Below are 20,986 nucleotides of genomic sequence, written 5' to 3'. Positions count from 1 at the left end.
ATGCCAGAGTACGATTATATCCATAGCGGCGACGCAATATACGAGCGATCTTTTGCGATCATCAGAGCAGAGGCGGATCTTGCCCGGTTTTCGGAGCAGGAAGCAGATGTTGCCGTCCGCATGATCCATGCCTGCGGCCTCGTCGAAGCCAGCGAGCGTTTCCTGTTCTCTCCGACCTTTGTCGGCGATGCGCGCAATGCCTTGAAGGCCGGTGCGCCGATCCTTTGCGACGCCGAGATGGTCGCTCATGGCGTGACGCGCGCTCGCTTGCCCGCTAACAATGACGTCGTGTGCACGCTGCACGACCCGCGCACGGCCGAGTTGGCAAAGCTGACGGGAAACACGCGGTCGGCCGCGGCCATTCATCTTTGGCTGGACAGGCTCGCCGGAAGCGTGGTTGCGATCGGCAATGCGCCGACGGCCCTCTTCCATTTGCTGGAGCTTCTTCGCGACGGAGCACCCAAGCCAGCTGCAATCATCGGGATGCCGGTCGGCTTCGTCGGTGCCGCAGAATCGAAAGATGCTCTTGCCGAGAATTCCTACGGTGTGCCCTTTGCCATCGTCCGAGGGCGGCTGGGCGGGAGCGCCATGACGGCCGCAGCGCTTAACGCTCTGGCGAGGCCCGGACTATGACCGGTCAGGGTTGTCTCATCGGCGTCGGCACCGGCCCCGGCGATCCGGAGCTGTTGACGGTCAAGGCCGTCAAGGCGATTGAGAGTGCCGATGTCGTTGCTTACTTTGCCAAGCAGGGCAGGTCGGGCAACGGGAGGGCCGTGGTCGAGCATCTGCTGCGAGCCGACACGACGCTTGTTCCACTCTATTATCCGGTCACGACCGAGATCGATAAGTCAGAGACGGCTTATGTCGATCAGATCACCGCATTTTATGAGCAATCGGCAGAAACGATTGCCGGTCATCTCGACGACGGCAAGACGGTCGTCATCCTGAGCGAAGGCGATCCGCTTTTTTACGGCTCCTACATGCATCTGCACGTGCGACTGGCGAACCGCTACCCAACGCAGGTGGTGCCGGGGATCAGCGCAATGTCGGGATGCTGGTCGCTGGCCGGCATACCGATCGTGCAGGGTGATGACGTCCTCTGCGTCCTCCCGGGCACGATGGCGGAAGACGAGCTGGAGCGCAGGCTTATCGATACCCAGGCGGCGGTCATCATGAAGGTCGGGCGCAATCTGCCGAAGATCCGGCGGGCGCTTCAGCGCTCGGGCCGTCTTGACGAGGCCGTCTACGTCGAGCGTGGGACGATGGTCAATGGCGCGATGCAGCGGCTTGTCGATCGGGCTGAAGACGAAGCTCCGTATTTTTCGCTGGTGCTCGTTCCTGGCTGGGAGGCCAAGCGATGAGCGGTCGGCTTTACGTCATCGGCACCGGGCCGGGCAACCCGGAACAAATGACGCCGGAAACGTGCCGGGCAGTCTCCGATGCGACCGAATTCTTCGGGTATGGTCCCTATGTCGACCGGCTTGAACTCCGGCCGGATCAACATTGCCACGCCTCCGACAATCGCGAGGAATTGAGCCGCGCCGCCGCGGCCCTGCAGGCCGCCTCGGCGGGCGCGGTGGTCTGCGTCGTATCAGGCGGCGACCCCGGTGTGTTTGCAATGGCAGCCGCGGTTTGCGAGGCGATCGACACAGGACCGGTGCAATGGCGCGAAGTCGAGCTGGTCATTCTTCCGGGCATCACGGCGATGCTTGCGGTTGCAGCCCGCGTCGGTGCTCCGCTCGGCCATGATTTCTGCACCATATCGCTGTCGGACAATTTGAAGCCCTGGGAGATCGTCGAGCGCCGGCTGGAAGCTGCTGCCCGTGGCGGCTTCGTCATCGCTCTTTATAATCCCACCAGCAAGGCGCGGCCGTGGCAGCTCGCCAAGGCCTTCGAACTCCTGCAGACACACCTGCCTGCGACAACACCCGTTATATTCGGCCGGGCCGCGGGTCGGCCAGACGAGCGCATTGTTGTGCAGGAGCTGCAGAATGCCGATGCCGGCCTTGCCGACATGGCGACCTGTGTCATCATTGGCTCGCCGGCGACAAAGATCGTCGCGCGGCCCGGGATGCAGGATATCGTTTATACGCCGCGCTTCATCGCAGGGTAAAAAGGTGGTCGATCGCTGCCAACGCCTCATTGACATTGCTGACCGTCGGCAGCGCGGAGGCGGACGCGCGTTCAATCATGATGACAGGCAGAGCCAGACGGCGAGCCGCTTCGATCTTCGCATAGGTGGCACTGCCGCCGCTGTTCTTGGCAATGATTGCGTCGATGCGCCGCGCACTCAAAAGCTCGATCTCGCGTTCGACCTCGAAGGGGCCGCGGTCCAGAATAGTCTCGACAAAAGGCAATCCCAGCGGCGGATCGATTGGATCGACGCTGCGCACAAGGTAGAAATGCTGCGGTGCCGCTTCCGCATAGTGGGCCTCCTGCCGGCCGATGGCCAGAAAGACGCGTCGGGCCGCAGCTCCGAGCGCGGCAATCGCGTGCGGCACATCGGCAACGGTTTGCCAGTCGTCAGCCGCTTCCGGCGTCCAGGGCTCGCGGCGCAGTGCGAAGGCACGCGTATTCGATCGCAGGACCGCCTCGGCCGCATTGTTGGAAATATTGACCGCGTAGGGGTGCGTCGCGTCGATCAGCAGGTCGAAACAGCCGTCCTGCAGGAAGGTCGCCAGTCCCTGCGCACCGCCGAAGCCGCCAACACGGACCGGCACGGGTTGCGCGGACGGCTTTATCGTGCGCCCGGCGAGCGAAAGAAGCACGTCGAAGCGCGGATTGCCCGCGAGCGCCCCGGCGAGCGCGCTCGCCTCACTCGTCCCTCCAAGCATCAGGATGCGGATTTTGTCCATGTCTGAAACCTCGATCGCTCCTGGCCGCTGGCTGACTATTATCGGGATTGGTGAAGACGGTCTAGCGGGCCTTGGAGAGCAGGCGAAACACCTGATTTCAGCGGCTCCTGTGGTCTATGGCGGCGCGCGACATCACGCGTTAATGGCCCCGCTGGTTAAAGGTCAACAGCTGGATTGGGCGAGCCCGTTCGAGCGCTCGGTGGAAGAGATCGTTGCGCGAAGGGGAACGCCCGTCGTGGTGCTGGCCTCCGGCGATCCATTTCTCTACGGCGTGGGCGCCACTCTCTCGCGGCACGTTTCGGCGGATGAAATCCTCACCATTCCGGCGCCGTCATCCTTCAGTCTTGCCGCCTCGCGGCTTGGCTGGGCGCTGCAGGATGTGGCATCGATATCGCTTCATGGCCGGCCGATCGAGCTACTATATCCGCATCTGCATCCGGGTCGGCGGATAATCGCTCTGACCTCCGATGCCGCGACGCCCGCACAACTCGTGGCGCTGCTTTGCAAGCAAGGCTTCGCAGAGTCGAAGATTCATGTCCTGGAGGCGCTCGGAGGGTCGGGTGAGCGTATCCGGCAGCAGCAAGCCGAATACTTCAATCTTGACGATATCGACCCGCTGAATGTTTGCGCGCTTGAAATCGCGGGCGCCGCCGATGCCAGAGTAATCGGCTTCGCAAGTGGCCTCGACGATCGCTTCTTCGACCACGACGGCCAGCTTACCAAGCGGGAGCATCGGGCTATCACGCTTTCGGCGCTTTCGCCGCGTTATGGCGAGCTGTTGTGGGACATCGGTTCCGGGTCCGGCTCCATCGCGATAGAGTGGATGCTGCAGCACCACTCTCTCAAAGCTATCGCCATCGAGCAATCGGTAGAACGCGCGCAGCGTATTGCGCGCAATGCGACCAATCTCGGAGTGCCAACTCTTGCAGTGGTCGAGGGCAGGGCGCCCGAGGCTCTGGAGGGCCTGCCGTGCCCCGACGTCATCTTCGTCGGCGGCGGGGGAAGCGAAGACGGCGTCATAGACGCGGCACTTGCCGCGCTCAAGCCCGGCGGCCGCATCGTCGCCAATGGCGTGACGCTTGAGATGGAAGCAAAGATAATGGCGCTGCATGCGGCCGTGGGTGGCTCGATGACGCGGATTGAAATCAGCCGCGTGACGGCCATTGGTCAAATGACGGGCTGGCGGCCGGCCATGCCCGTGACGCAGTGGTGCTGGACCAAGGAGTAGAGACGAGACATGACCGTGCATTTCATTGGAGCCGGACCAGGCGCCGCAGACCTTATTACCGTGCGCGGTCGCGATCTGATCGGCAGATGCCCTGTATGCCTTTACGCCGGATCCATCGTGTCGCCTGAACTGCTGCAGTATTGCCCGCCGAATGCACTGATCATCGATACAGCGCCATTGTCGCTCGATGAGATTGAAGCGGAGTATGTGAAAGCAGCCGACGCCGGCCACGATGTTGCGCGCCTTCATTCCGGCGACCTTTCCGTCTGGAGCGCCGTCGCGGAACAGATCCGTCGACTGGAGAGGCTTGGCATAGATTATACGCTGACGCCTGGGGTGCCTTCATTCGCTGCTGCGGCTGCGGCACTTGGGCGGGAACTCACGATCCCGGCGGTTGCGCAAAGCCTCGTCCTGACGCGCGTCTCGGGGCGTGCCTCGCCGATGCCCAACGACGAGACACTGTCGAAGTTCGGGGCGACCGGTTCCACGCTCGCCATTCATCTCGCGATCCATGCCCTGGCGCAAGTCGTTGAGGAACTGACGCCGCTTTATGGTGTGGATTGCCCGGTCGCGATCGTGGCGAAGGCCAGCTGGTCGGATGAGCGGATCATTCGTGGCACACTTGGCGACATCGAGGCAAAACTGGCACAGAACCCGATCGAGCGAACGGCGATCATATTTGTCGGACCATCGCTTGCGGCGGACGATTTCCGGGAAAGTTCGCTTTACGATCCAGCCTATCAAAGGCGGTTCCGTGACCGGCGATGAAAGTCGCCATTTAGTTACTTCCCGATATTCCTCAATGCTTTTCTTAACTTGCGAAGATGTAGATTTTAATACAACTTAAACGAAACTTTATCGACATATGCAATGTTCGGCCGAGCAATGGCGGCAAGAACTATATTTTTCTATTATTATTAAGAAACGTTATTTCCAATCAGTAAAGGAAGGGTGTCGCAAGATCGCCTTTCGATCATACTGGGAAAATTAAATTCCTACTTTGGGCCAATGGAGGTAGAATTTTATATACTGCGCTCTAGTTATGCTTTGGCCGATAAATATTTGAGGTTGATTATTAGGGGTCCTGTATGTAGGTTCTTAACAAAGTAGAAACCTTCTCTCTTCACCGAAGTCAGCGCCGGAAACTACTTGAATACAATAAAGCAGGAAGAAGTCCCAGAGTATTGCATTTCGTTACGAATGGTCACCTCGATAACTATTGAGTATGAGGCAAGTATGAATTACGTACCTTCGGAATTTGAAAGTGGACGCACACCTATCGGCAAAATACAGACGATGACAACGTCGGCGCGAGCACTTAACGATCTCGCCGGCGTCGATGATGATCGCTGCCTTCTGATCATCGATTCCAGGACGCTTGAGCGCGAATGCCTGGCGACGACCCTGACAAGAAACGGATTGGGGATGAAGGCGCTCGCCGTCGGATCGGTATCCGAATGGCGCCGCAAGAAGGATTCGTTCCAGAATCTGACAGCAGTTTTGTTTAACATTGCTGGTCGCAAGGCAAGCGATGGCAATCTTTGCGATGAAATTGCAAGTATCGCTGCCGAGCTTGCGCCGGCGCCTGTCGTTATTCTTGCCGACGGCGACGATCTGAACCAGACGCTCAAAGTATTGGAGCGCGGTGCACGTGGTTTTATTCCGACCTCCGTTGGGGTCGAGGTATGTGTGGAAGCGATTGCGCTCGCCGTTGCGGGTGGCACCTTCATCATTGCCGGAAACACGTTCTCCTCGTCGACCGTTGTCGACAACGCGCCCCGGCAGAAAGAACTCAGCCGCATGTTCACCCTGCGACAGGCGGAAGTGGTCCAAGCTCTTCGAAAGGGCAAGGCAAACAAGATTATTGCGTATGAACTCAACCTGCGCGAAAGCACCGTCAAGGTTCATATCCGCAACATCATGAAGAAGCTGAAAGCGACCAATCGCACCGAAGTCGCCTACAAGCTCAACGACATGTTCCAGGGCGAGTCCCGCTGGAGCGCATCTGCAGAATAGCCTATTGGATGTTTTGCATTTCGACGATTGATCCTGATGTGTGATCGTCAGACCTAGATTCAGATCCTTCGAGGCCGGCGATCCCCAGGTTGGGATGGCCGGCCTTTCGTCCTAGAATCTGCCGGAACCCGCGCTTCGAAAAGGGCTGCAGGAACTGGCCGACAAAACTGTCGGCAACGCGTCCGCTTATGCCGATGTCAACCGGCGGGCGGCGGTCAGGGTTGAAGTATGTCCCAAATACCTGGTCCCATAGGACCAGGTTCTCTCCGTAGTTGGTGTTGCCTTCAGCCAGAACCCGCGAATGATGCCAGCGATGAAGCTGCGGGGTGCTGAAAACGAAATCCAGGGCCCCTGTGCGAACATCGATGTTGCAGTGGGTGAGCAGGCCGATGAAGGCCGTTACCGCGCCGACCCATAGGAAGACTTCGAGCGGCGCCCCGAGCAGATAGAGCGGAATCTGGCTGAGCGCGATCTTGAAAAGTGAATCGACGAGGTGGAAGCGGCCCGTGTTCACCACCCACAGCCGTTCTACGCTGTGATGGAGCGCGTGAAACCGCCAGAGAGCCAGCTTCTCATGAGCGGCGCGATGGGCGATGTAGAGCCCAAGTTCGGCAATGATCAGTCCAATCACGACCTGCGCCGCAAGCGGCCATCCCACCGGCCACAGCCAGGCCGGCGCATTAATGGCCGGCTGAGCGATCGTCGCAACTGCAATAGGCGCGGACGCGCCGAGCGCGGCTGCCAGTTGAACGCCGCCCTTGCTCAACAGGGTGTGAGCGACATCGTTGAACGTTTCCCCGTCCCGCTGCAGCCATTGCTGTTCGTAAGGCATCAGCCGCTCGCATATGGCAATAGCAGCGACGATCGAGAGATAGACAACATTGAACCACAATAGCGGCATTGCCGTATGGAAGGCGAAGCCCGCCCCGACGAGGCCAGCCGCAAATAGCCCCGGCCAAAGAAGCCATGAGGCCAGACGATAGAACTGAGATTTTGCTTTGGTTTGCACGCGCCATTCTCGCTGCTGTCTGAGTGACGCGTAATAGACAGCGACTTGTGTTGAGACGCAAGACGAACATCCGCCGCAGAGCGGCGCCTCATTGCCGCGCTAAGGCAATTCGCCCGCGGATCGTAAGCGCGCGCTCAAGACTGTCGCTCTTTATATAAAGTGAGTCCAAAACGGCTCATCCAGGACGCCGTGGCGTGGTTGCTGCTTCTGGCGCATCCGCGATAGGGCGCAGTCAATTTATGGTTGTGCACTGGGCTGAAGGACGTTGCGCGCCCTGCCGAAGCATGCGCCTTTCTCCGAAACGCCGGGCAATTTCATCTGGTCATCGGCTGTGAGCTACACCATCCAAATGGATGATGGCCTATCTCTTCCGGCGGATATTGACTTTCGCTTGCATAGCGCGTCGCTCCCGACAGGCGATCGGATGTTTGTTCGCGGTAGTTTCGATTTTAATCGAATTTAATACTTTCCCGATAGTGAGCAAGTTGAATTTATACGCAGTATAGAGAGAAACGGACGCGACCTCTTTGGGCTATAATATAAATCGATCAATATATTAGGTGTGACGCTTCATTTACTGAGTATAAATTCAGCTGTGCCGAAAATATACGGTCGATTACGGTATGTCGTTTCACTCGGGAGGACGGCACCGCAACATGTTCATCGACCCTTGCTCACAGCTCCGTTCCTAAAATGGGGAATCACGTTTCGAACGCCGTAGTCTTCATGGGGCCCTGGCGCTCTGGAATGTACTCCATTGTGCGTTGTTCTCACCCACAGGCGAAGCCATTACTATGCAGCCAGTGACGGTCCAAGTCGGGCCAAGATTTGGGAAATAATACTCCTGTTGAGGCAAAGTATGCGTATGAAATATGCCTGTGCGGGTCTGCTTTACTTGGCGCTGTTGGGTACGGCCCAAGGGCAGGAAAAATATCTTCTCCAGCCCGGCGATACTCTCGAGGTTTGGGTTGCGCAGGAGGAAGACCTTCGTCGCAATGTGGTTGTCGAGCCCGATGGCTGGGTGTCTTTCCCTCTGGCCGGACATCTGAAGGCCGCCGGCATGACAGTCACGGAGGTCGAGGCAGCCTTCAACGAGAAGCTTCGGCCATTCTTCAAGGAGAACCCGAACCTGACGATCATGCTGCGTCCCGACCCTTTGCATCAGCCGAGCATATTTCTTGGCGGCGAAGTCACGACGCCGGGATCCTATCCCTTTCGCAAGGGTATGACCGTTCTGCATGGTGTCAGCGTTGCGGGAGGGCTGCGTCGCAGCCCGCTGCTGCCCAGCGATGAAGACCGCACCATCGTTGTGCGGCGGACAATTGCCGAGACTGAAACGCGCTTGAAGCAATTGACGGCCCGCCATGGCCGTCTGCAGGCGGAGCTGGAAGACAAGACCATTCTCGAAGTGGACAGTCAGGATGCCGAAAGCAGGGCGATCGTAGAGCAGGAGCAGACGCTCCTCGACGCCTATCGCCAGGGGATAGAGGCCCAGGCAAAGGCCCGCAAGGATACAGAGACGCTCGGCGCGCGAAATATCGCGGCCATCAACGAGCAGTCGGAAACGCTTGATCGCCGGATCGAAGTCGCAAAGCAACGCCGCGACTCTGTCGTTGCATTGGTCGAGAGGGGTGCTCTGCAAGCCACCCAGAAATTTGATCGTGAGAACGAAATCGCCGATCTCGAAATTGCCAAAGGCCGGCTCGTCGCGGACTTCACCACCGCTCAGCGCGCGGTTCAGCAGGAGCTGACGCAAATCGACACGGCCCTGCGCCAGCAGAGAGAAAGAACATTGTCGGAAATCGTTGATGTCGAGCGTCAGGAGGAGGAGGCAAAGAACAGTCTCACCGATGCTCGAAAAGTGCTCGATGTTTATGAACGCAGTGCAAGTGACAATCCTGGAAGTAACGTCCGGACGGTTCGCTATCGCATTGTACGGGCGGTCGGAGGCTCACCACAGGAGTTCGATGCCGATGAGATGACACCGCTTCTGCCAGGCGATCTCGTGCGCGTTCTTTATGGCACCCTCGATAGCCTGACGAGCGGGATCTTGCCAACTGCCCCTGTGCCGCCGCGGCTCGAAAGCAAGGCTGCCGCCGCCGAGGGGGCTGCAGTTCAATGACAATTCGCAACAGCATCCCGCCAGAATCCGAGCAGGCGCCAGGCCGACGAGTGACGCGATGAACAAAGATTTCCTGATCCGAAACGCCCAATACTACTTCGACCTGTTGTTGGCGAAGAAGACCTATTTCCTGATCCCTTTCTTGATAATTCTCCTGTGTGGTATGGCGGTCGTCTTGCAACTGCCGCGCAGTTACTATTCCCAGGCAGTCCTGATCGTTGAAGGGCAGCAGATACCTTCCACGCTGGTGCCGGCTACGGTGACGAACGAGCGTCTCCAGCTGATCGAGCAACGCGTACTAGCTCGAGACAGTCTCCTTGATCTCGCCCAACGTCAGAATCTGTTCCCTGCGCTGGCGCAGACGCTTTCCAAAAGCAAGTTCGCTGATCTTATTCGTTTGGCCGTCACAATCACGAGCGAGACGCCGGAAGGCGCCGATCCGACATCGGCCAGCTCCGTCGTCCATGTTGGCTTCAAGTATGGCGATCCGAAGGTTGCTGCAGCGGTAACGAACGACCTGATCGATATGTTGATGAACGAGACGAAGCGAATTCGCGTCTCGCGCGCAACGGAGACGGCTCAATTCCTGACGCGAGAAACAGAAGATCTGGAAACGAAGCTGAAGCAGAAGGAAGCCTATCGCGACAAGTTTGTCGAGGAAAACAAGGACGTGATGCCGAACCGCGTTCCTCAGCTTCTGATCGAACTGCAGGAAAGAGAACGCGATCTGTCGGGCTTGGAGACGGCGATTACCTCGCAGAATGAGGAGGTGAGCCTGTTGCAAGCGCAGTTGCGCCTCGGAATTGAAAATTCCGCCGATACGACGCGTCGGCGGGCACAGTTGGCGCAATTGCAGACCCAGATCAACGAGAAGCTCCTGATCTACTCTGAGTCCCACCCGCAGATCCGCGCATTGAAGCAGAAGATTGACCTGTTGAAGAGCCAAGCCGCGGCGCCACCGGAAGCCGGCGCGGAAACTGCCAATGCCGATCCGGTCGACCTGCCACCGGAGTTGGCACTGGTGTCGCAACGTGTTCCGATCGCCAAGGCGCGGCAGGCGGCGTTGCTGCAGCAGCGAGATCAGGTGCGGGCGAAGATCTCCGCCATCAAGATGGATATCAGCCGTGCGCCCGATATCGAAGCGCAGATGAATGCGATCGACACGGAGCGTACCGGCCTGCAGCGCAGCCTCGATGACATGAAGAGCAAGCTTGAAACGGCCCGGACCGGGGAACGCCTGGAAAGCGGTGAATCCGCGATGCAGATCGAAGTCATCGAGACGCCGGATGTTCCTCTCTATCCGACGCAGTCGCGGATGAAGTTCATGATTGTTGTCCTGGTACTGTCGCTTGCTGCAGGAATGGGCACGGTCCTTCTTGCCGACCTTCTGACGCCGACAATACGCGGCACGTTCGATCTTGCTGAGGCGCTTGGCGGGCAAACGCTGGTCGTGTTGCCGGAGTGGACGCCGCCGGACCCATCGGGGTCCGTGCGACGAGGATGGCTGGGCTCCATCCGAAAGTTTTTCTCCACGCCGACTGTGCAGAGCGCATCGCGGACCTGAACACCACGACTTCGAACGGGAAGTGACGTCATGGAAATCATCGCCAGAGCTTTACAGCGTGCCAGAAGCACACCGCAGATGAATGCGATCGGTGGCTTGCCTGTACAGCCCGAGCGCGTGGCATTGGTGGGCGATGAACAGGAGAACGCCGCGGTCAGGTTGTCTCCCTCGACCATGATGGCCGCGCGCATCGTGGCCTACGACACAAACCATATGGCAACACGTCCCTATGATGTTCTGCGCAACCAGCTGCAATCGCTGATCCAGGATGACCGGAGCGGCCTGATTGCCGTGACTGCGCCTACAATGGGGTGCGGAACGACAACCGTTGCAGCGAATCTCGCGTTCAGCTTTGCCCGTACTCCTTCCGCCAACGTCCTGTTGGTCGATGCCAACGCCGGGGCCTCGTCCATTATGGCCATGATGGGGTTTCCGCTGAAGGGGCCGCCCGGAAAGATGGAGCGACCGGAGCTTATCCTGGCGGATATCGGCGGCATGCAGGTGCATGTCTTCTGCCCGGGCAACAGCTATGAGAAAGCGTCCGGCAAGAGTGACGCGATGCAGCTGATGCGTCGCATTGATGCGCTCCGCCGTGCGCTCAATCCAACGATCACCATACTCGATCTGCCGCCGATGCTGACCACGGACGAGTCGGCTGCGCTTGCGTCCGAGGCTCAGGCGGTGGTTCTGCTTCTTGCCGTCGGCCAAACTCGGCTCGCCGAGCTTGAGGCTTGCCGCACTTATCTCGGGACGAAGAGCAACGTGCAGGTCGTCCTGAACAAGTGCCGAAAGCACGGTTTGTAGCAAAGGGCATCTCTTGCTGCCGATAGCCCAGGCGCGGAGAGTTCTACCCGGTAGGGCAGGTTTGAGTGGAGTAGTGAATGTACGAAAAACATTACGGACTGTTGGAAAAGCCCTTCTCCATTCTGCCAGATCCGAAGTTTCTATATTTCGGCTCCTCGCATTCCATGGCGTTGTCGATGTTGGAATACGGCCTGGTCAACCAAGCTGGTTTTACGGTCATCACCGGAACCGTCGGTTCTGGCAAGACAACGCTGATCCAGCATTTCCTGAGCAATATGCATCAGTCGACCAGGATCGGCATGATCACCCATACAACCAGGGCCGGCGGCAACTTGCTGGAATGGATACTCATGGCCTTCGGGCAGGGGTTTGAAGATGCCTCTTACCCACGTCTCTACAAGCGGTTTTGCGAGTTCGTGGAGGGCGAGGTGAAACGCCGCGGGCGCGTGGTTCTGATTATCGACGAAGCCCAGAATCTCGAGCCGGATCGGCTCGAAGAGCTGCGGATGCTCTCCAACATCAACACCAAGTCGATGATGATGCAGCTCATCCTTGTCGGGCAATCCGAACTGCGCGCGACACTCCAGCTTCCCGAATTGCGGCAGTTTGCCCAGCGCGTTTCATCGGACTTCCAGCTGCCGGAACTGGGGAGGGTTGAAGCTAGGGCATACATCGATCACCGCATTCGTGTTGCCGGTGGTCCCGAACATCTGTTCTCCTCGTCCGCCAAGACGCTTCTCTTCGAAGCTTCGAAGGGTATTCCGCGCCAGATCAATGTCCTTGCAGACCGCTGCCTGGTCTATGCCTATGCGAAGATGCGGACGCAGGTTAGCGCCAGCACCGTTCGCCGCGTCCTTGAGGACCGCAGCCGTTATGGCATCTTTGCGTCTGACGAGGCATCAGCTCTGCGCCCCGAACTGGCCGTGCAACGCGCGTTTTGAAGGCATTTGTCATGGTTGAGTACGATCACAAGCTTTTCGTCGTCATCGTCAACTATCGGACCGCGGATCTCGTCATCGACTGCATGCACTCGCTGATGCAGCCGGAAGGCGTGCCGGAGCGAACGCGCATCGTTGTCGTCGACGGCGCGTCCGGCGATGGATCTGCGCAGAAACTCGAGACGGCAATCGTCGAAAACAAGTGGCAGGACAGGATCGATCTTCTGCCGCTGGAGACGAACGGTGGCTTCTCCTACGGCAATAACCGAGGGATCGATCACCTGAAAGAACGATACGGAAGCGCTGAATACGTGCACCTGCTGAATCCGGACACCGTGGCGCGCGCCGGTAGCATCGGCACGCTTGTCGCGTTTATGGATGAGCATCCCTCGGCCGGCATTGCGGGCAGTCGGCTTGAGGATCCGGATGGCACGCCGCAGGCGTGCGCATTTCGATTTCCCACGGCTGTGGCCCAGTTCGAGGGCGAGTTTCGGTTCGGTCTCGTGAGCAAATTGCTGGATCGCTGGCGCGTAGTTCTGGATACCCCAACGGAGGCCGTCCGCGTCGATTGGGTCTCCGGTGCGAGCTTCCTGATCCGAAGCACCCTGCTCGAGAAGATCGGTCAGCTCGACGAAGAGTACTTTCTCTACCACGAAGAGGTCGACTTCTGCCTCCGCGCTGCCCGCGAAGGCTGGGAATGCTGGCACGTACCGCAGAGCCGCGTGATCCATCTGGTGGGGCAATCGACCGGTGTAACGGAGCGCGACGTAGCGCCAAGACGGCTGCCGGCCTATTGGTTCGAGTCTCGGCGGCGCTACTTCACCAAGAACCACGGCAGAACCTACACAGCGATCGCCGATTCCTGCTGGCTTGCCGGAAATCTGCTCGGTCGCGTGAAATCGGTCGTCAAGCGCGAGCATTACCCTCATCCTCCGCATCTGTTGCGCGATTTCGTCCATCACGCGACTTCAAAAGCGAAGCAATCCTGAAGGTAAGTTAGCTGTCGGTCTGAAGCTGCAGCGAGGCGGCTGCGACCAGCCCAGAAGCGCGAGCCTCTGCTGCGCGGACGATCAGCTCTTCGATCTGCGCGGCCGACTGCGAGATATCGTGCCGGGCAAGAACATGCTTGCGGGCAAGCGTACCCATCGTGGCAAGCGTAGCGGTCTCCGCCGTAAGTGCCGCTTTCATGGCGTCAGCGAGTGCGTCGACGTCCCCGGCCGGGACAAGCCAGCCATTCTCAGACTGGACCAGTTCGGGTATTCCGGCGACATAGGTCGAGATAACCGGCCGCCCAAGCGCCATGCTCTCCATCAGCACGACCGGCAGCCCCTCGGCGAAGCTTGCGAGCACCATCGCTCTTGATGCGGCGATCTCGGCCTGCACCCGATCCTGGTCGACCGTGCCAATCAGATCGACCACATCTTCCAGCAACAGCCTTTTGACCTCTCGTTCGATTTCGCTGCGCAGAGGCCCGTTTCCGGCAAGAACAAGCTTGAAGGATATACCGTCGCGCCTGACGTGTGCTGCAGCCTGCAACAAGACAAGGTGTCCCTTTTGTTCGCCCAGACGTGCAACGCAGACGAGGCGGCGCTCTTCCGGGACAGGAACTGTTGGCTCCTGACGATAGCGCTCATCCAGTCCGCAGCGAACGACATGCAACTTGTGCCAGTCATCGGTTCCGGTCCACCGCATCAGTTGGCTGCGCCCGAAGGAGCTGACACCGATCACGAAGGACGCGGAGCGAGCCTTAAGGCCGAGCCCGATCGTTCGTGGTCGATCGAACTCCTCGGGGCCATGAACGGTAAAGCTGAATGGCACGCCGGAAATTGCGTTTGCCAATGCGGCGACTGCTGCCGGGTTTGTGCCGAAGTGGACATGCAGATGATCTATGCCCTGCTCTTGGCACCACTTCGAAAGGATCATTGCTTCCGCAAGATAGATAATGTGGCGCGGAAAACTGCCGCCCGGCAGAGCACCAAGACGAAAAGCCAACCTGGCCGCTCTGCCCATGCCTGCAGGATGACAAAGAAGCGTCGACACGAAAGCCGCAAAGGATTTGCCCGTACCTTGCTTGAGCAGGTAGGAAGTTCGTCCTTGCTCCGCAATGTCTTCAAGGTCGCTCAGCACGCCGGAAAACGGGCGTATCGCGTAGCGGAAAACAGAGTGTCCCCGCTTTTCCAAGGCGACAATTTCGCGGCGGATAAACGTATGGCTCGGGGCGGGGTACTGGTTCGTTAGATACGCGATCCTCATGGACAACCCGCCGACACTCGTTACTGCTGGATCATCTATAGCAACATCACGCTCGTCGCTTAATTTATCCAAAAGGAGAAAATCGGGCCGCGGTTCCAGCCGAAAGGCGGTATCCCACTGTTGGCCTTCGCTCTCTATAGTCAATTCATGGTCGCTACGTTAGCAGTCAGAGTTATGACAGGCGTGAACTTTTCAGGCGACATCCCAGCTGCCGGGTTGGCTTCGCGTAGAGCGCTTCGTTGAGTATGATGACGAGCATTGCCAAATTTGATCTGCACGACAGTTCGCCGGTCGCTTCCCTTGAAGAGGGAAAAAGCTCCTTAGAAATCAGGGATGGCGACGGAGAGCTTTCCGATGTCGGGATCGTCGCAATCGGACGAAACGAAGGGCAGCGCCTGGTCGATTGTCTGGTTTCGCTGAAAAGCCGGGTGTCGCGTATCGTCTACGTGGACTCGGGCTCCAAGGATGGCAGCGTCGAGCGCGCCCGCGACCTTGGCGCAATTGCAGTTGCCTTGGATGACAGCCTTCCTTTCACGGCCGCGCGCGGGCGCAACAAGGGTTTGGAAACGCTGATCGAGCAATGGCCTGATCTCAAGTTCGTGCAGTTCATCGACGGCGATTGCCAACTGCAGGAGGGATGGCTGGAGCGCGCGCGATCGTTCCTCGTTGCGAATTCCACGGCTGTCGCCGCCTATGGCAACCGCCGCGAGAAATTTCCGGAAAGAACGCTCTACAACGCGCTTGTCGATCGCGACTGGAAGGGACGTCCCGGTGAGATCTACGGCTGCGGCGGCGATGTGATGATGCGCATATCAGCACTTCGCGACGTCGGAGGATACAGGGACTGGCTGATCGCCGGCGAAGAATCCGAGATGTGCGTGCGGCTTCGGGAGAAGGGCTGGCGTATATGGCGGCTGGATGGAGAGATGTCGCGGCATGACGTCGACATGCACAGCTTCAAGCAATGGTGGCGCCGGTCGGTTCGTGGCGGTCATGCCTTTGCGCAGGTCTCCTATCTGCATCGCAAATCCGCCTGCGCCATCTGGAAAAAGGATGTCGTGCGGATCGTCTTCTGGGCCTGCTGCCTCCCGCTGACCGCGTTGGCGACGATGGATCCATCACTGTTGATCCTGTACCCGCTTCAGATCATCAGACAAGCGTGGCGGGAAGGTCTGTTCCGGCGGGAAAGCTGGCGCAACGCGCTGTTCGACAGCCTTATAAAGTTTGCCGAGATGCAAGGGGTGTTCAAGTTCTACGCTAACCTCCTTGCTGGCAGGTTGCAGACCATCATTGAGTACAAGTAAGTAAAGTCGCGCTAAAAAACGTTCTACCGCAAATTGAAGGATGTACTGGCGCCCTTCTAATACATTTTAATGAACACCTTTACTTCCAAAGGGCGGGCTAGCCCCGAAAGCTCCTGAAAGCAGTTGTCAAGAGCGACCGGCACTGTCAGTAAGCGGCCCGGAGTTGGAACGAAAAGCGATTATATTTCAGGTACATGCTGGTGAAGGATATGGCGATCAGTCGGCGACTAACGTAGCGTAGGGCAGGCAAAAGCTGCCAACTGGTGGCATGAACAGAGCGAGTCTAATTGCAGGAAACCCGGTGCAAAAGTCGTCTGGCGCCCCGAAATATGGTCTTAAGTATTTGATTTTCCGTAGAGTTGTCGCTCTATTGCAACGCCGCCCGTCCATATTAGTATTGGTTAATTTTTGACTATTGCATACATAAATTTTTGCGCTTAGCATCAATTCATAACAAAAAAGACGTCCGAAAATATCACCTAGTGGGGACTCCTTAGACCGCAGGCAGTTGAACTGGCGCGTGTAGTGCGCCGGAGTGTTAATCTGTGCGCAGACGAGGTCTATTATGGAAATTGAGTTGAATCCCGCCAGTCTTTCGCAGAATTCGAAGGCTGCGGTACTGGACAATTTTTATCCCGCAGTAGCGCCTGACGTTAGCAATTCGCGTATCAGCATTTTTGGTGCCGGTTATGTGGGGTGTGTTTCGGCTGCTTGCTTGAGCAATGACGGATTCCAAGTCGTTGCAGTCGATCCCGATCAGTTTAAAGTCGAACGTCTGGCCAAGGGCCAGGCGCCCATCGTGGAACCAGGCCTTGCAGAGCTTCTGGATCACGGTCATCACAGCGATCTGCTTTCCGCGACGCAGTCGGTGGCAGACGCCATCAGCAATACGGACATCTCCCTATGCTGTGTTGGAACGCCAAGTCTTCCTGACGGAACGTTGAATACCGACTATGTGCGTCAGGTCTGCGAGGACATCGGCAAGGCGCTGAAACACAAGTCGGCGTTTCATGTCGTGGTGATGAGATCCACGATCCTGCCGGGGACCATGGAAGAGCTGGTTGTGCCGACCCTGGAACGCGTGTCGGGGAAGACCGCAGGCCGCGACTTCGGTGTCGCATACTATCCCGAATTCCTTCGCGAAGGCACGGCGATCGCGGATTACTATCGTCCCGGTGCGATCGTGTTCGGGCAGTATGATGGCGACAGCCGGTCGATCGAAGCGCTGAAAGCACTAGTCAGCCACATTCCTGTGACACCGCATGTCGTGGCAATGCGCTGCGCGGAAATCGTGAAATATGCCAACAACTGCTGGCATGCCGTGAAGATCAGCTTCTCGAACGAGATCGGCAACCTTTGCAAGGCAAAAAACATCGACAGCCATGTCGTCATGGATGTGCTTTGTTCAGACACCCGCCTCAACATATCCCGCGCCTACATGAAGCCGGGTTTTGCCTATGGTGGTTCCTGCCTTCCCAAAGATCTTCGTGCGTTGACGGCGCTCGGCCGGATATTGAACGTGCCGACGCCGGTGCTGGATGCGGCCCGCATCGCCAATGCCGGACAGATCGAACATGCGCGTTCGCTCATCGATACCGCCCACCAGGAAAGGATCGGTTTCGTCGGCATCACGTTCAAGTCCGACACCGACGATCTCAGGGAAAGCCCCTTGCTGGAACTGGTCGAAAGCTTCCTCGGCAAGGGCAAGGAGATCGCGGTCTACGACCCGAATGTCGCAAGGACTCCGAGCGAGGGCCGCAATTTCCTCAAGCACGTCGCGCCTTTGCTGCGTGGCAGCATAGAGGACGTTCTGGCGGCGTCTTCGGTCGTGGTTATCGGCAACAAGTATCCGGGCCTCAAGGAGGCGATCGAGGCGGCAAAGAAACCGCTGGTGGTCATCGATCTGACGCGCATCGAAACACCGCAGAACAGGAACATAATCTACCACGGCCTGTGCTGGTAGCGCAGGTCCGGGCCATCGGCACGAGGCCGTAAGCTCTGGTTTACAGCATAAAAAGTGGGCTGCGGCGGCCCACAGAACCCGTGATGTGTGATGGCAGGGGCAGATGCTTGAGCATGCGAAATACGATGATGGAGGAGGTGGCGTTATAGCTACCCCGGTCGCCCAGGACGCGACCGACGGCAGTGATCGGCGTTCGGTTGCCGGCGCGTCGCTCGTTTCCTGGAGCGAGACGCTTGAGGCTCATCTGCTCTACGGTGCACTCGTCGTGTTCGTGGCGTGGATCGTCCCGGCAGAGGATCTCTGGAGGAGCCACTCCGGCGCCCTTGTCGGCCTCGGATTTCTCGCGGTGTGGCGCTACGGCTGGGGCCTCCTCCATTTCCTCCGCTCCAATATTTACCGCTTCATTGTGTTCCCGCGGATGCGGGCCAACGCTGATGCGGCGCTTCGTGCCCGCCGTAGCATAGGCGGCGACCCGCATGTCTACTTTCTGGTGACGAGTTTTCGTATCGATGGAGACACGACAGCCCAGGTCTATCGGGCGGTCTTCGAGGCGGCGAAGCAGGCTTCAGGTGGAGCGACTGTTGTCGCCTCGATCGTGGAAATGGCCGACCAGCGATTGATCCGACAATTGCACCGATTGATTTGCGGCCAGGCATCGGGTGTTCGTCTGGTTATCACGCGTATCGAAGGCAGCGGCAAGCGCGATGCGCTCGCCTATGGATTCCGTGCGATCTCGCACCAGGACCCGAAGCCCGACGATATGGTCGCGGTCATCGACGGCGACTCCATCATTCCGGTCGATCTCGTCAGCAAGTGCGCAGGCTTCTTTCGCACTGATGCCAAAGTCGGAGCGTTGACGACCGATGAGCGGTCGCTTGTCCATGGTGATGCGAAATTTCACGTCTGGTACAGCCTTCGCTTCGCGCAGCGCCACATCCTGATGTCGTCGAATGGCCTGTCTCGCAAGGTGCTGACGTTGACCGGACGGATGTCGATGTTCCGCGCCTCGATCATCTGCGATCCGGATTTCGTACGGCAGGTCGAAGCCGACTACCTCGATCACTGGCGTTTCGGCAGGCTGAAATTCCTGACGGGCGACGACAAGTCCAGTTGGTTCTGGCTGCTCCGCAACGGCTACCGCATGCTCTACGTTCCCGATGTCGTCGTTGCGACCGTCGAGGAACCACCGTCGACCCGGTTTCTGCCGGCCGCGACGCAATTGATGGTCCGTTGGTTCGGAAACATGTTGCGTACCAACCGCCGTGCCTTGGCACTCGGTCCTACAAGGATCGGCTGGTTTACATGGTGGACGATTCTCGATCAGAGGATATCGATGTGGACCTCGCTGGCGGGCGTCGCGATGGTGCTCTTGATCGGCATCTTCGAAACGCCGACGGCGTTCCTCGTCTACCTGCTTTGGATCTTGGTCACGCGCTATCTGCAGACGCTTCTGCTCCTGAATTCTCGACCGCGCGTCTCGGCCTTCTATCCGTTCTTCATCTATTTCAATCAGGTCTACGGCTCTCTGGTGAAGACCTACATCTTCTTCCATCTCAACAAGCAGAGATGGACTCGTCAGAAGACGACATTGGCAGACAACAGAAGCCGCCTTCAGATGTTTTCGCGAGAGTTTGCATCAAGCGCGCTGCATGTCGGCTCGCTTCTCTGCTTCATCACGTTTGTTGCCTTGCTCCTGGGCCAACTGCCCATTCCGGAGGCAAGGACTTTTTCCCTGGTCTACGAGTCGAACATGTTAAAGTGAGGGGTTCCCATGAGTATCAATGTTGTCAGTTTCGAAGCGGACACCCAACGTCAGCATCAGCGCTACAAGCTGCCGCTGAAATGCATCATTGATGGCTATCGCTACAGCTGCCTCGATTGGTCTGTCGGTGGCGTTGGCGTGGCCACCGGGCGCACTGTTTTTCCTCAGTTCGAGACATTCCCGATCGAGCTGGAGTTTCCGTTCGGCGACATTGTCATTTCCATGAAGGTCAACGCGCAGATCCGCTACAGCGATGCAAACAAGGGGCGCACGGGTCTCCAATATGTTTCTCCGACCGAGAGCAACCTTCGCTTCTTTCGATACGTCAGAGATTGCTATCTGACGGGCGACCTTGTCGCCGCCAACGAAGTCCTCGATTTTTCCAGCCGCATGATCGACACCAAGGCGCGCAAGAAGGACGCGGCGCCGCCGGCAAAAGCACCCGCCGAAAAAGTTAAAGCAACAGTCGTCCAGTCGCTGCGCATCGTGGCGACGGCAGCTGCAGGGGTGGCACTTCTCGTGTTCCTGGGCGCGTCGCTTTACCAGAAGCTCTGGACTTTCCGCGCGGAGGAGTCGCTGGTTGCGATTGATGCGTCGGCGGTGGTCGCACCTACGGACGGTATGCTGACGAACATCGTCAAGAGCGGTGCCGTCAAAGCGGGCGATCCCGTCGCGACGATCCTGCCAAGTGCGAACGGCCGAAGCGTAACCGTATTCTCGCGTTGCGACTGCGTGGTTCAGGAAGCGCAAGCCGATGTCGATACGCAGGTTCGCGCCGGTCAGCCGTTGTTGTCTCTCAGCATGCACGATGCCAAGCCTCATGTGGTGGCGATGGTGGATTACGGCCAGGCACTGCGGCTTTACAAAGGTGCTGACGTGGTCGTCGACCTGCCGCAAGGCGGCCGGCTCTCGGATGCACAAATCAGAGAGTTGCCGAAGATCTCCGGTGCAGACCTGGCGTCCGGCCGAAAGTTTCCGGTCAACATCGACGTCGATGGCGCGGATCTCAACGCGATCGTGGGAGCACCGGTAACCGTCCGGTTCGTTCAGGCACCATGGACCGGCGCGAGCCCATCGGTCGATCCTAAGCGTATCGTGACATCCGTACCGGCAGAGAACCGGTCGCGACCTGGCTCGGAGGGATAGCAAGCAATGCCCCGTTGTCGGG

18 protein-coding genes are annotated in these 20,986 nt (G+C 58.4%); 15 read left to right on the top strand and 3 right to left on the bottom strand.

Translation table 11 applies throughout. From position 1 onward, the window contains the following. The 3 genes from FZ934_RS25955 to FZ934_RS25945 are packed head-to-tail and all read left to right on the top strand — an operon-like array spanning position 1 to position 2,113. On the top strand, positions 1 to 633 hold the full coding sequence (locus FZ934_RS25955) for a precorrin-8X methylmutase (protein ID WP_153273657.1): 633 nt from the start codon (positions 1 to 3) through the stop codon (positions 631 to 633). After that, complete coding sequence (locus FZ934_RS25950; protein WP_153273656.1) at positions 630 to 1,361, top strand: precorrin-2 C(20)-methyltransferase; 732 nt, start codon at positions 630 to 632, stop codon at positions 1,359 to 1,361. The genes FZ934_RS25955 and FZ934_RS25950 overlap by 4 nt, the downstream gene beginning before the upstream one ends. Beyond that, positions 1,358 to 2,113 carry a precorrin-3B C(17)-methyltransferase gene (locus tag FZ934_RS25945; RefSeq protein ID WP_153273655.1) on the top strand — a complete coding sequence of 252 codons (756 nt, stop codon included), beginning with the start codon at positions 1,358 to 1,360 and terminating at the stop codon, positions 2,111 to 2,113. Before FZ934_RS25950 ends, FZ934_RS25945 begins: the two co-directional genes overlap by 4 nt. Here the strand turns inward: FZ934_RS25945 and FZ934_RS25940 are convergent. After that, positions 2,100 to 2,855 carry a cobalt-precorrin-6A reductase gene (locus tag FZ934_RS25940; RefSeq protein WP_153273654.1) on the bottom strand — a complete coding sequence of 252 codons (756 nt, stop codon included), beginning with the start codon at positions 2,853 to 2,855 and terminating at the stop codon, positions 2,100 to 2,102. The genes FZ934_RS25945 and FZ934_RS25940 overlap by 14 nt on opposite strands. On the opposite strand from FZ934_RS25940, the gene cbiE reads away from it, so the two are divergent. The 3 genes from cbiE to FZ934_RS25925 all read left to right on the top strand — a co-directional run bounded on the left by cbiE (position 2,854) and on the right by FZ934_RS25925 (position 6,099). Further along, on the top strand, positions 2,854 to 4,083 hold the full coding sequence (cbiE, locus tag FZ934_RS25935) for a precorrin-6y C5,15-methyltransferase (decarboxylating) subunit CbiE (RefSeq protein WP_153273653.1): 1,230 nt from the start codon (positions 2,854 to 2,856) through the stop codon (positions 4,081 to 4,083). The genes FZ934_RS25940 and cbiE overlap by 2 nt on opposite strands. Before the next feature lie 9 nt (positions 4,084 to 4,092). After that, positions 4,093 to 4,851 carry a precorrin-4 C(11)-methyltransferase gene (gene cobM, locus FZ934_RS25930; RefSeq protein WP_153273652.1) on the top strand — a complete coding sequence of 253 codons (759 nt, stop codon included), beginning with the start codon at positions 4,093 to 4,095 and terminating at the stop codon, positions 4,849 to 4,851. Positions 4,852 to 5,379: 528 nt separating this feature from the next. After that, entirely contained in the window at positions 5,380 to 6,099 is a 720-nt protein-coding gene (locus tag FZ934_RS25925; RefSeq protein WP_432443673.1) for a LuxR C-terminal-related transcriptional regulator, read from the top strand. 1 nt (position 6,100) lies between these two features. On the opposite strand, the gene FZ934_RS25920 is transcribed toward FZ934_RS25925, so the two are convergent. Then, the gene (locus FZ934_RS25920) at positions 6,101 to 7,108 is read right to left on the bottom strand and encodes a sterol desaturase family protein (protein WP_153273651.1); all 1,008 of its coding nucleotides are present in this window, start codon (positions 7,106 to 7,108) and stop codon (positions 6,101 to 6,103) included. Between the two features lie 859 nt (positions 7,109 to 7,967). Here FZ934_RS25920 and FZ934_RS25915 point away from each other — a divergent pair. The 5 genes from FZ934_RS25915 to FZ934_RS25895 all read left to right on the top strand — a co-directional run bounded on the left by FZ934_RS25915 (position 7,968) and on the right by FZ934_RS25895 (position 13,525). Beyond that, entirely contained in the window at positions 7,968 to 9,230 is a 1,263-nt protein-coding gene (locus FZ934_RS25915; RefSeq protein WP_153273650.1) for a polysaccharide biosynthesis/export family protein, read from the top strand. A gap of 58 nt (positions 9,231 to 9,288) precedes the next feature. Further along, positions 9,289 to 10,794 (top strand): GumC family protein, encoded by a 1,506-nt coding sequence (locus FZ934_RS25910; RefSeq protein WP_153273649.1) that lies wholly within the window; start codon positions 9,289 to 9,291, stop codon positions 10,792 to 10,794. A gap of 30 nt (positions 10,795 to 10,824) precedes the next feature. Then, on the top strand, positions 10,825 to 11,598 hold the full coding sequence (locus tag FZ934_RS25905; RefSeq protein WP_153273648.1) for a hypothetical protein: 774 nt from the start codon (positions 10,825 to 10,827) through the stop codon (positions 11,596 to 11,598). 77 nt (positions 11,599 to 11,675) lie between these two features. Then, the gene (locus FZ934_RS25900) at positions 11,676 to 12,539 is read left to right on the top strand and encodes an ExeA family protein (protein WP_153273647.1); all 864 of its coding nucleotides are present in this window, start codon (positions 11,676 to 11,678) and stop codon (positions 12,537 to 12,539) included. Between the two features lie 11 nt (positions 12,540 to 12,550). Continuing rightward, positions 12,551 to 13,525 carry a glycosyltransferase family 2 protein gene (locus FZ934_RS25895; RefSeq protein ID WP_153273646.1) on the top strand — a complete coding sequence of 325 codons (975 nt, stop codon included), beginning with the start codon at positions 12,551 to 12,553 and terminating at the stop codon, positions 13,523 to 13,525. A 7-nt stretch (positions 13,526 to 13,532) separates the two neighbouring features. Here the strand turns inward: FZ934_RS25895 and FZ934_RS25890 are convergent, their stop codons facing one another. Then, complete coding sequence (locus tag FZ934_RS25890) at positions 13,533 to 14,789, bottom strand: glycosyltransferase family 4 protein (RefSeq protein ID WP_153273645.1); 1,257 nt, start codon at positions 14,787 to 14,789, stop codon at positions 13,533 to 13,535. A 245-nt stretch (positions 14,790 to 15,034) separates the two neighbouring features. On the opposite strand from FZ934_RS25890, the gene FZ934_RS25885 reads away from it, so the two are divergent. From FZ934_RS25885 to FZ934_RS25870, 4 genes are all read left to right on the top strand, one after another. Beyond that, positions 15,035 to 16,093 (top strand): glycosyltransferase, encoded by a 1,059-nt coding sequence (locus tag FZ934_RS25885; RefSeq protein ID WP_348649123.1) that lies wholly within the window; start codon positions 15,035 to 15,037, stop codon positions 16,091 to 16,093. Between the two features lie 715 nt (positions 16,094 to 16,808). Beyond that, on the top strand, positions 16,809 to 18,056 hold the full coding sequence (locus FZ934_RS25880; RefSeq protein WP_432443640.1) for a nucleotide sugar dehydrogenase: 1,248 nt from the start codon (positions 16,809 to 16,811) through the stop codon (positions 18,054 to 18,056). 103 nt (positions 18,057 to 18,159) lie between these two features. Continuing rightward, positions 18,160 to 19,818 (top strand): glycosyltransferase, encoded by a 1,659-nt coding sequence (locus FZ934_RS25875; protein WP_153273643.1) that lies wholly within the window; start codon positions 18,160 to 18,162, stop codon positions 19,816 to 19,818. A gap of 9 nt (positions 19,819 to 19,827) precedes the next feature. After that, the gene (locus tag FZ934_RS25870) at positions 19,828 to 20,964 is read left to right on the top strand and encodes an alginate biosynthesis protein Alg44 (RefSeq protein ID WP_246737949.1); all 1,137 of its coding nucleotides are present in this window, start codon (positions 19,828 to 19,830) and stop codon (positions 20,962 to 20,964) included. The last annotated feature ends 22 nt before the right edge of the window (positions 20,965 to 20,986 follow it).

The organism is Rhizobium grahamii, from assembly GCF_009498215.1.
In the GTDB taxonomy this organism is placed as follows: domain Bacteria; phylum Pseudomonadota; class Alphaproteobacteria; order Rhizobiales; family Rhizobiaceae; genus Rhizobium; species Rhizobium grahamii_A.
This window is presented reverse-complemented; position numbering and strand designations above follow the sequence as displayed.

What these genes read in the sequence shown, in the direction of transcription:
- FZ934_RS25955 (WP_153273657.1), top strand. Translation starts at nt 1, where the DNA reads ATGCCAGAGTACGATTATATCCATAGCGGCGACGCAATATACGAGCGA.
- FZ934_RS25905 (WP_153273648.1), top strand. Translation starts at nt 10,825, where the DNA reads ATGGAAATCATCGCCAGAGCTTTACAGCGTGCCAGAAGCACACCGCAG.
- FZ934_RS25940 (WP_153273654.1), bottom strand. Translation starts at nt 2,855, where the DNA reads ATGGACAAAATCCGCATCCTGATGCTTGGAGGGACGAGTGAGGCGAGC.
- FZ934_RS25910 (WP_153273649.1), top strand. Translation starts at nt 9,289, where the DNA reads ATGAACAAAGATTTCCTGATCCGAAACGCCCAATACTACTTCGACCTG.
- FZ934_RS25950 (WP_153273656.1), top strand. Translation starts at nt 630, where the DNA reads ATGACCGGTCAGGGTTGTCTCATCGGCGTCGGCACCGGCCCCGGCGAT.
- FZ934_RS25895 (WP_153273646.1), top strand. Translation starts at nt 12,551, where the DNA reads ATGGTTGAGTACGATCACAAGCTTTTCGTCGTCATCGTCAACTATCGG.
- FZ934_RS25945 (WP_153273655.1), top strand. Translation starts at nt 1,358, where the DNA reads ATGAGCGGTCGGCTTTACGTCATCGGCACCGGGCCGGGCAACCCGGAA.
- FZ934_RS25875 (WP_153273643.1), top strand. Translation starts at nt 18,160, where the DNA reads ATGCTTGAGCATGCGAAATACGATGATGGAGGAGGTGGCGTTATAGCT.
- FZ934_RS25915 (WP_153273650.1), top strand. Translation starts at nt 7,968, where the DNA reads ATGCGTATGAAATATGCCTGTGCGGGTCTGCTTTACTTGGCGCTGTTG.
- FZ934_RS25885 (WP_348649123.1), top strand. Translation starts at nt 15,035, where the DNA reads ATGATGACGAGCATTGCCAAATTTGATCTGCACGACAGTTCGCCGGTC.
- FZ934_RS25890 (WP_153273645.1), bottom strand. Translation starts at nt 14,789, where the DNA reads ATGAGGATCGCGTATCTAACGAACCAGTACCCCGCCCCGAGCCATACG.
- FZ934_RS25870 (WP_246737949.1), top strand. Translation starts at nt 19,828, where the DNA reads ATGAGTATCAATGTTGTCAGTTTCGAAGCGGACACCCAACGTCAGCAT.
- FZ934_RS25900 (WP_153273647.1), top strand. Translation starts at nt 11,676, where the DNA reads ATGTACGAAAAACATTACGGACTGTTGGAAAAGCCCTTCTCCATTCTG.
- FZ934_RS25925 (WP_432443673.1), top strand. Translation starts at nt 5,380, where the DNA reads ATGACAACGTCGGCGCGAGCACTTAACGATCTCGCCGGCGTCGATGAT.
- cbiE (WP_153273653.1), top strand. Translation starts at nt 2,854, where the DNA reads ATGTCTGAAACCTCGATCGCTCCTGGCCGCTGGCTGACTATTATCGGG.
- cobM (WP_153273652.1), top strand. Translation starts at nt 4,093, where the DNA reads ATGACCGTGCATTTCATTGGAGCCGGACCAGGCGCCGCAGACCTTATT.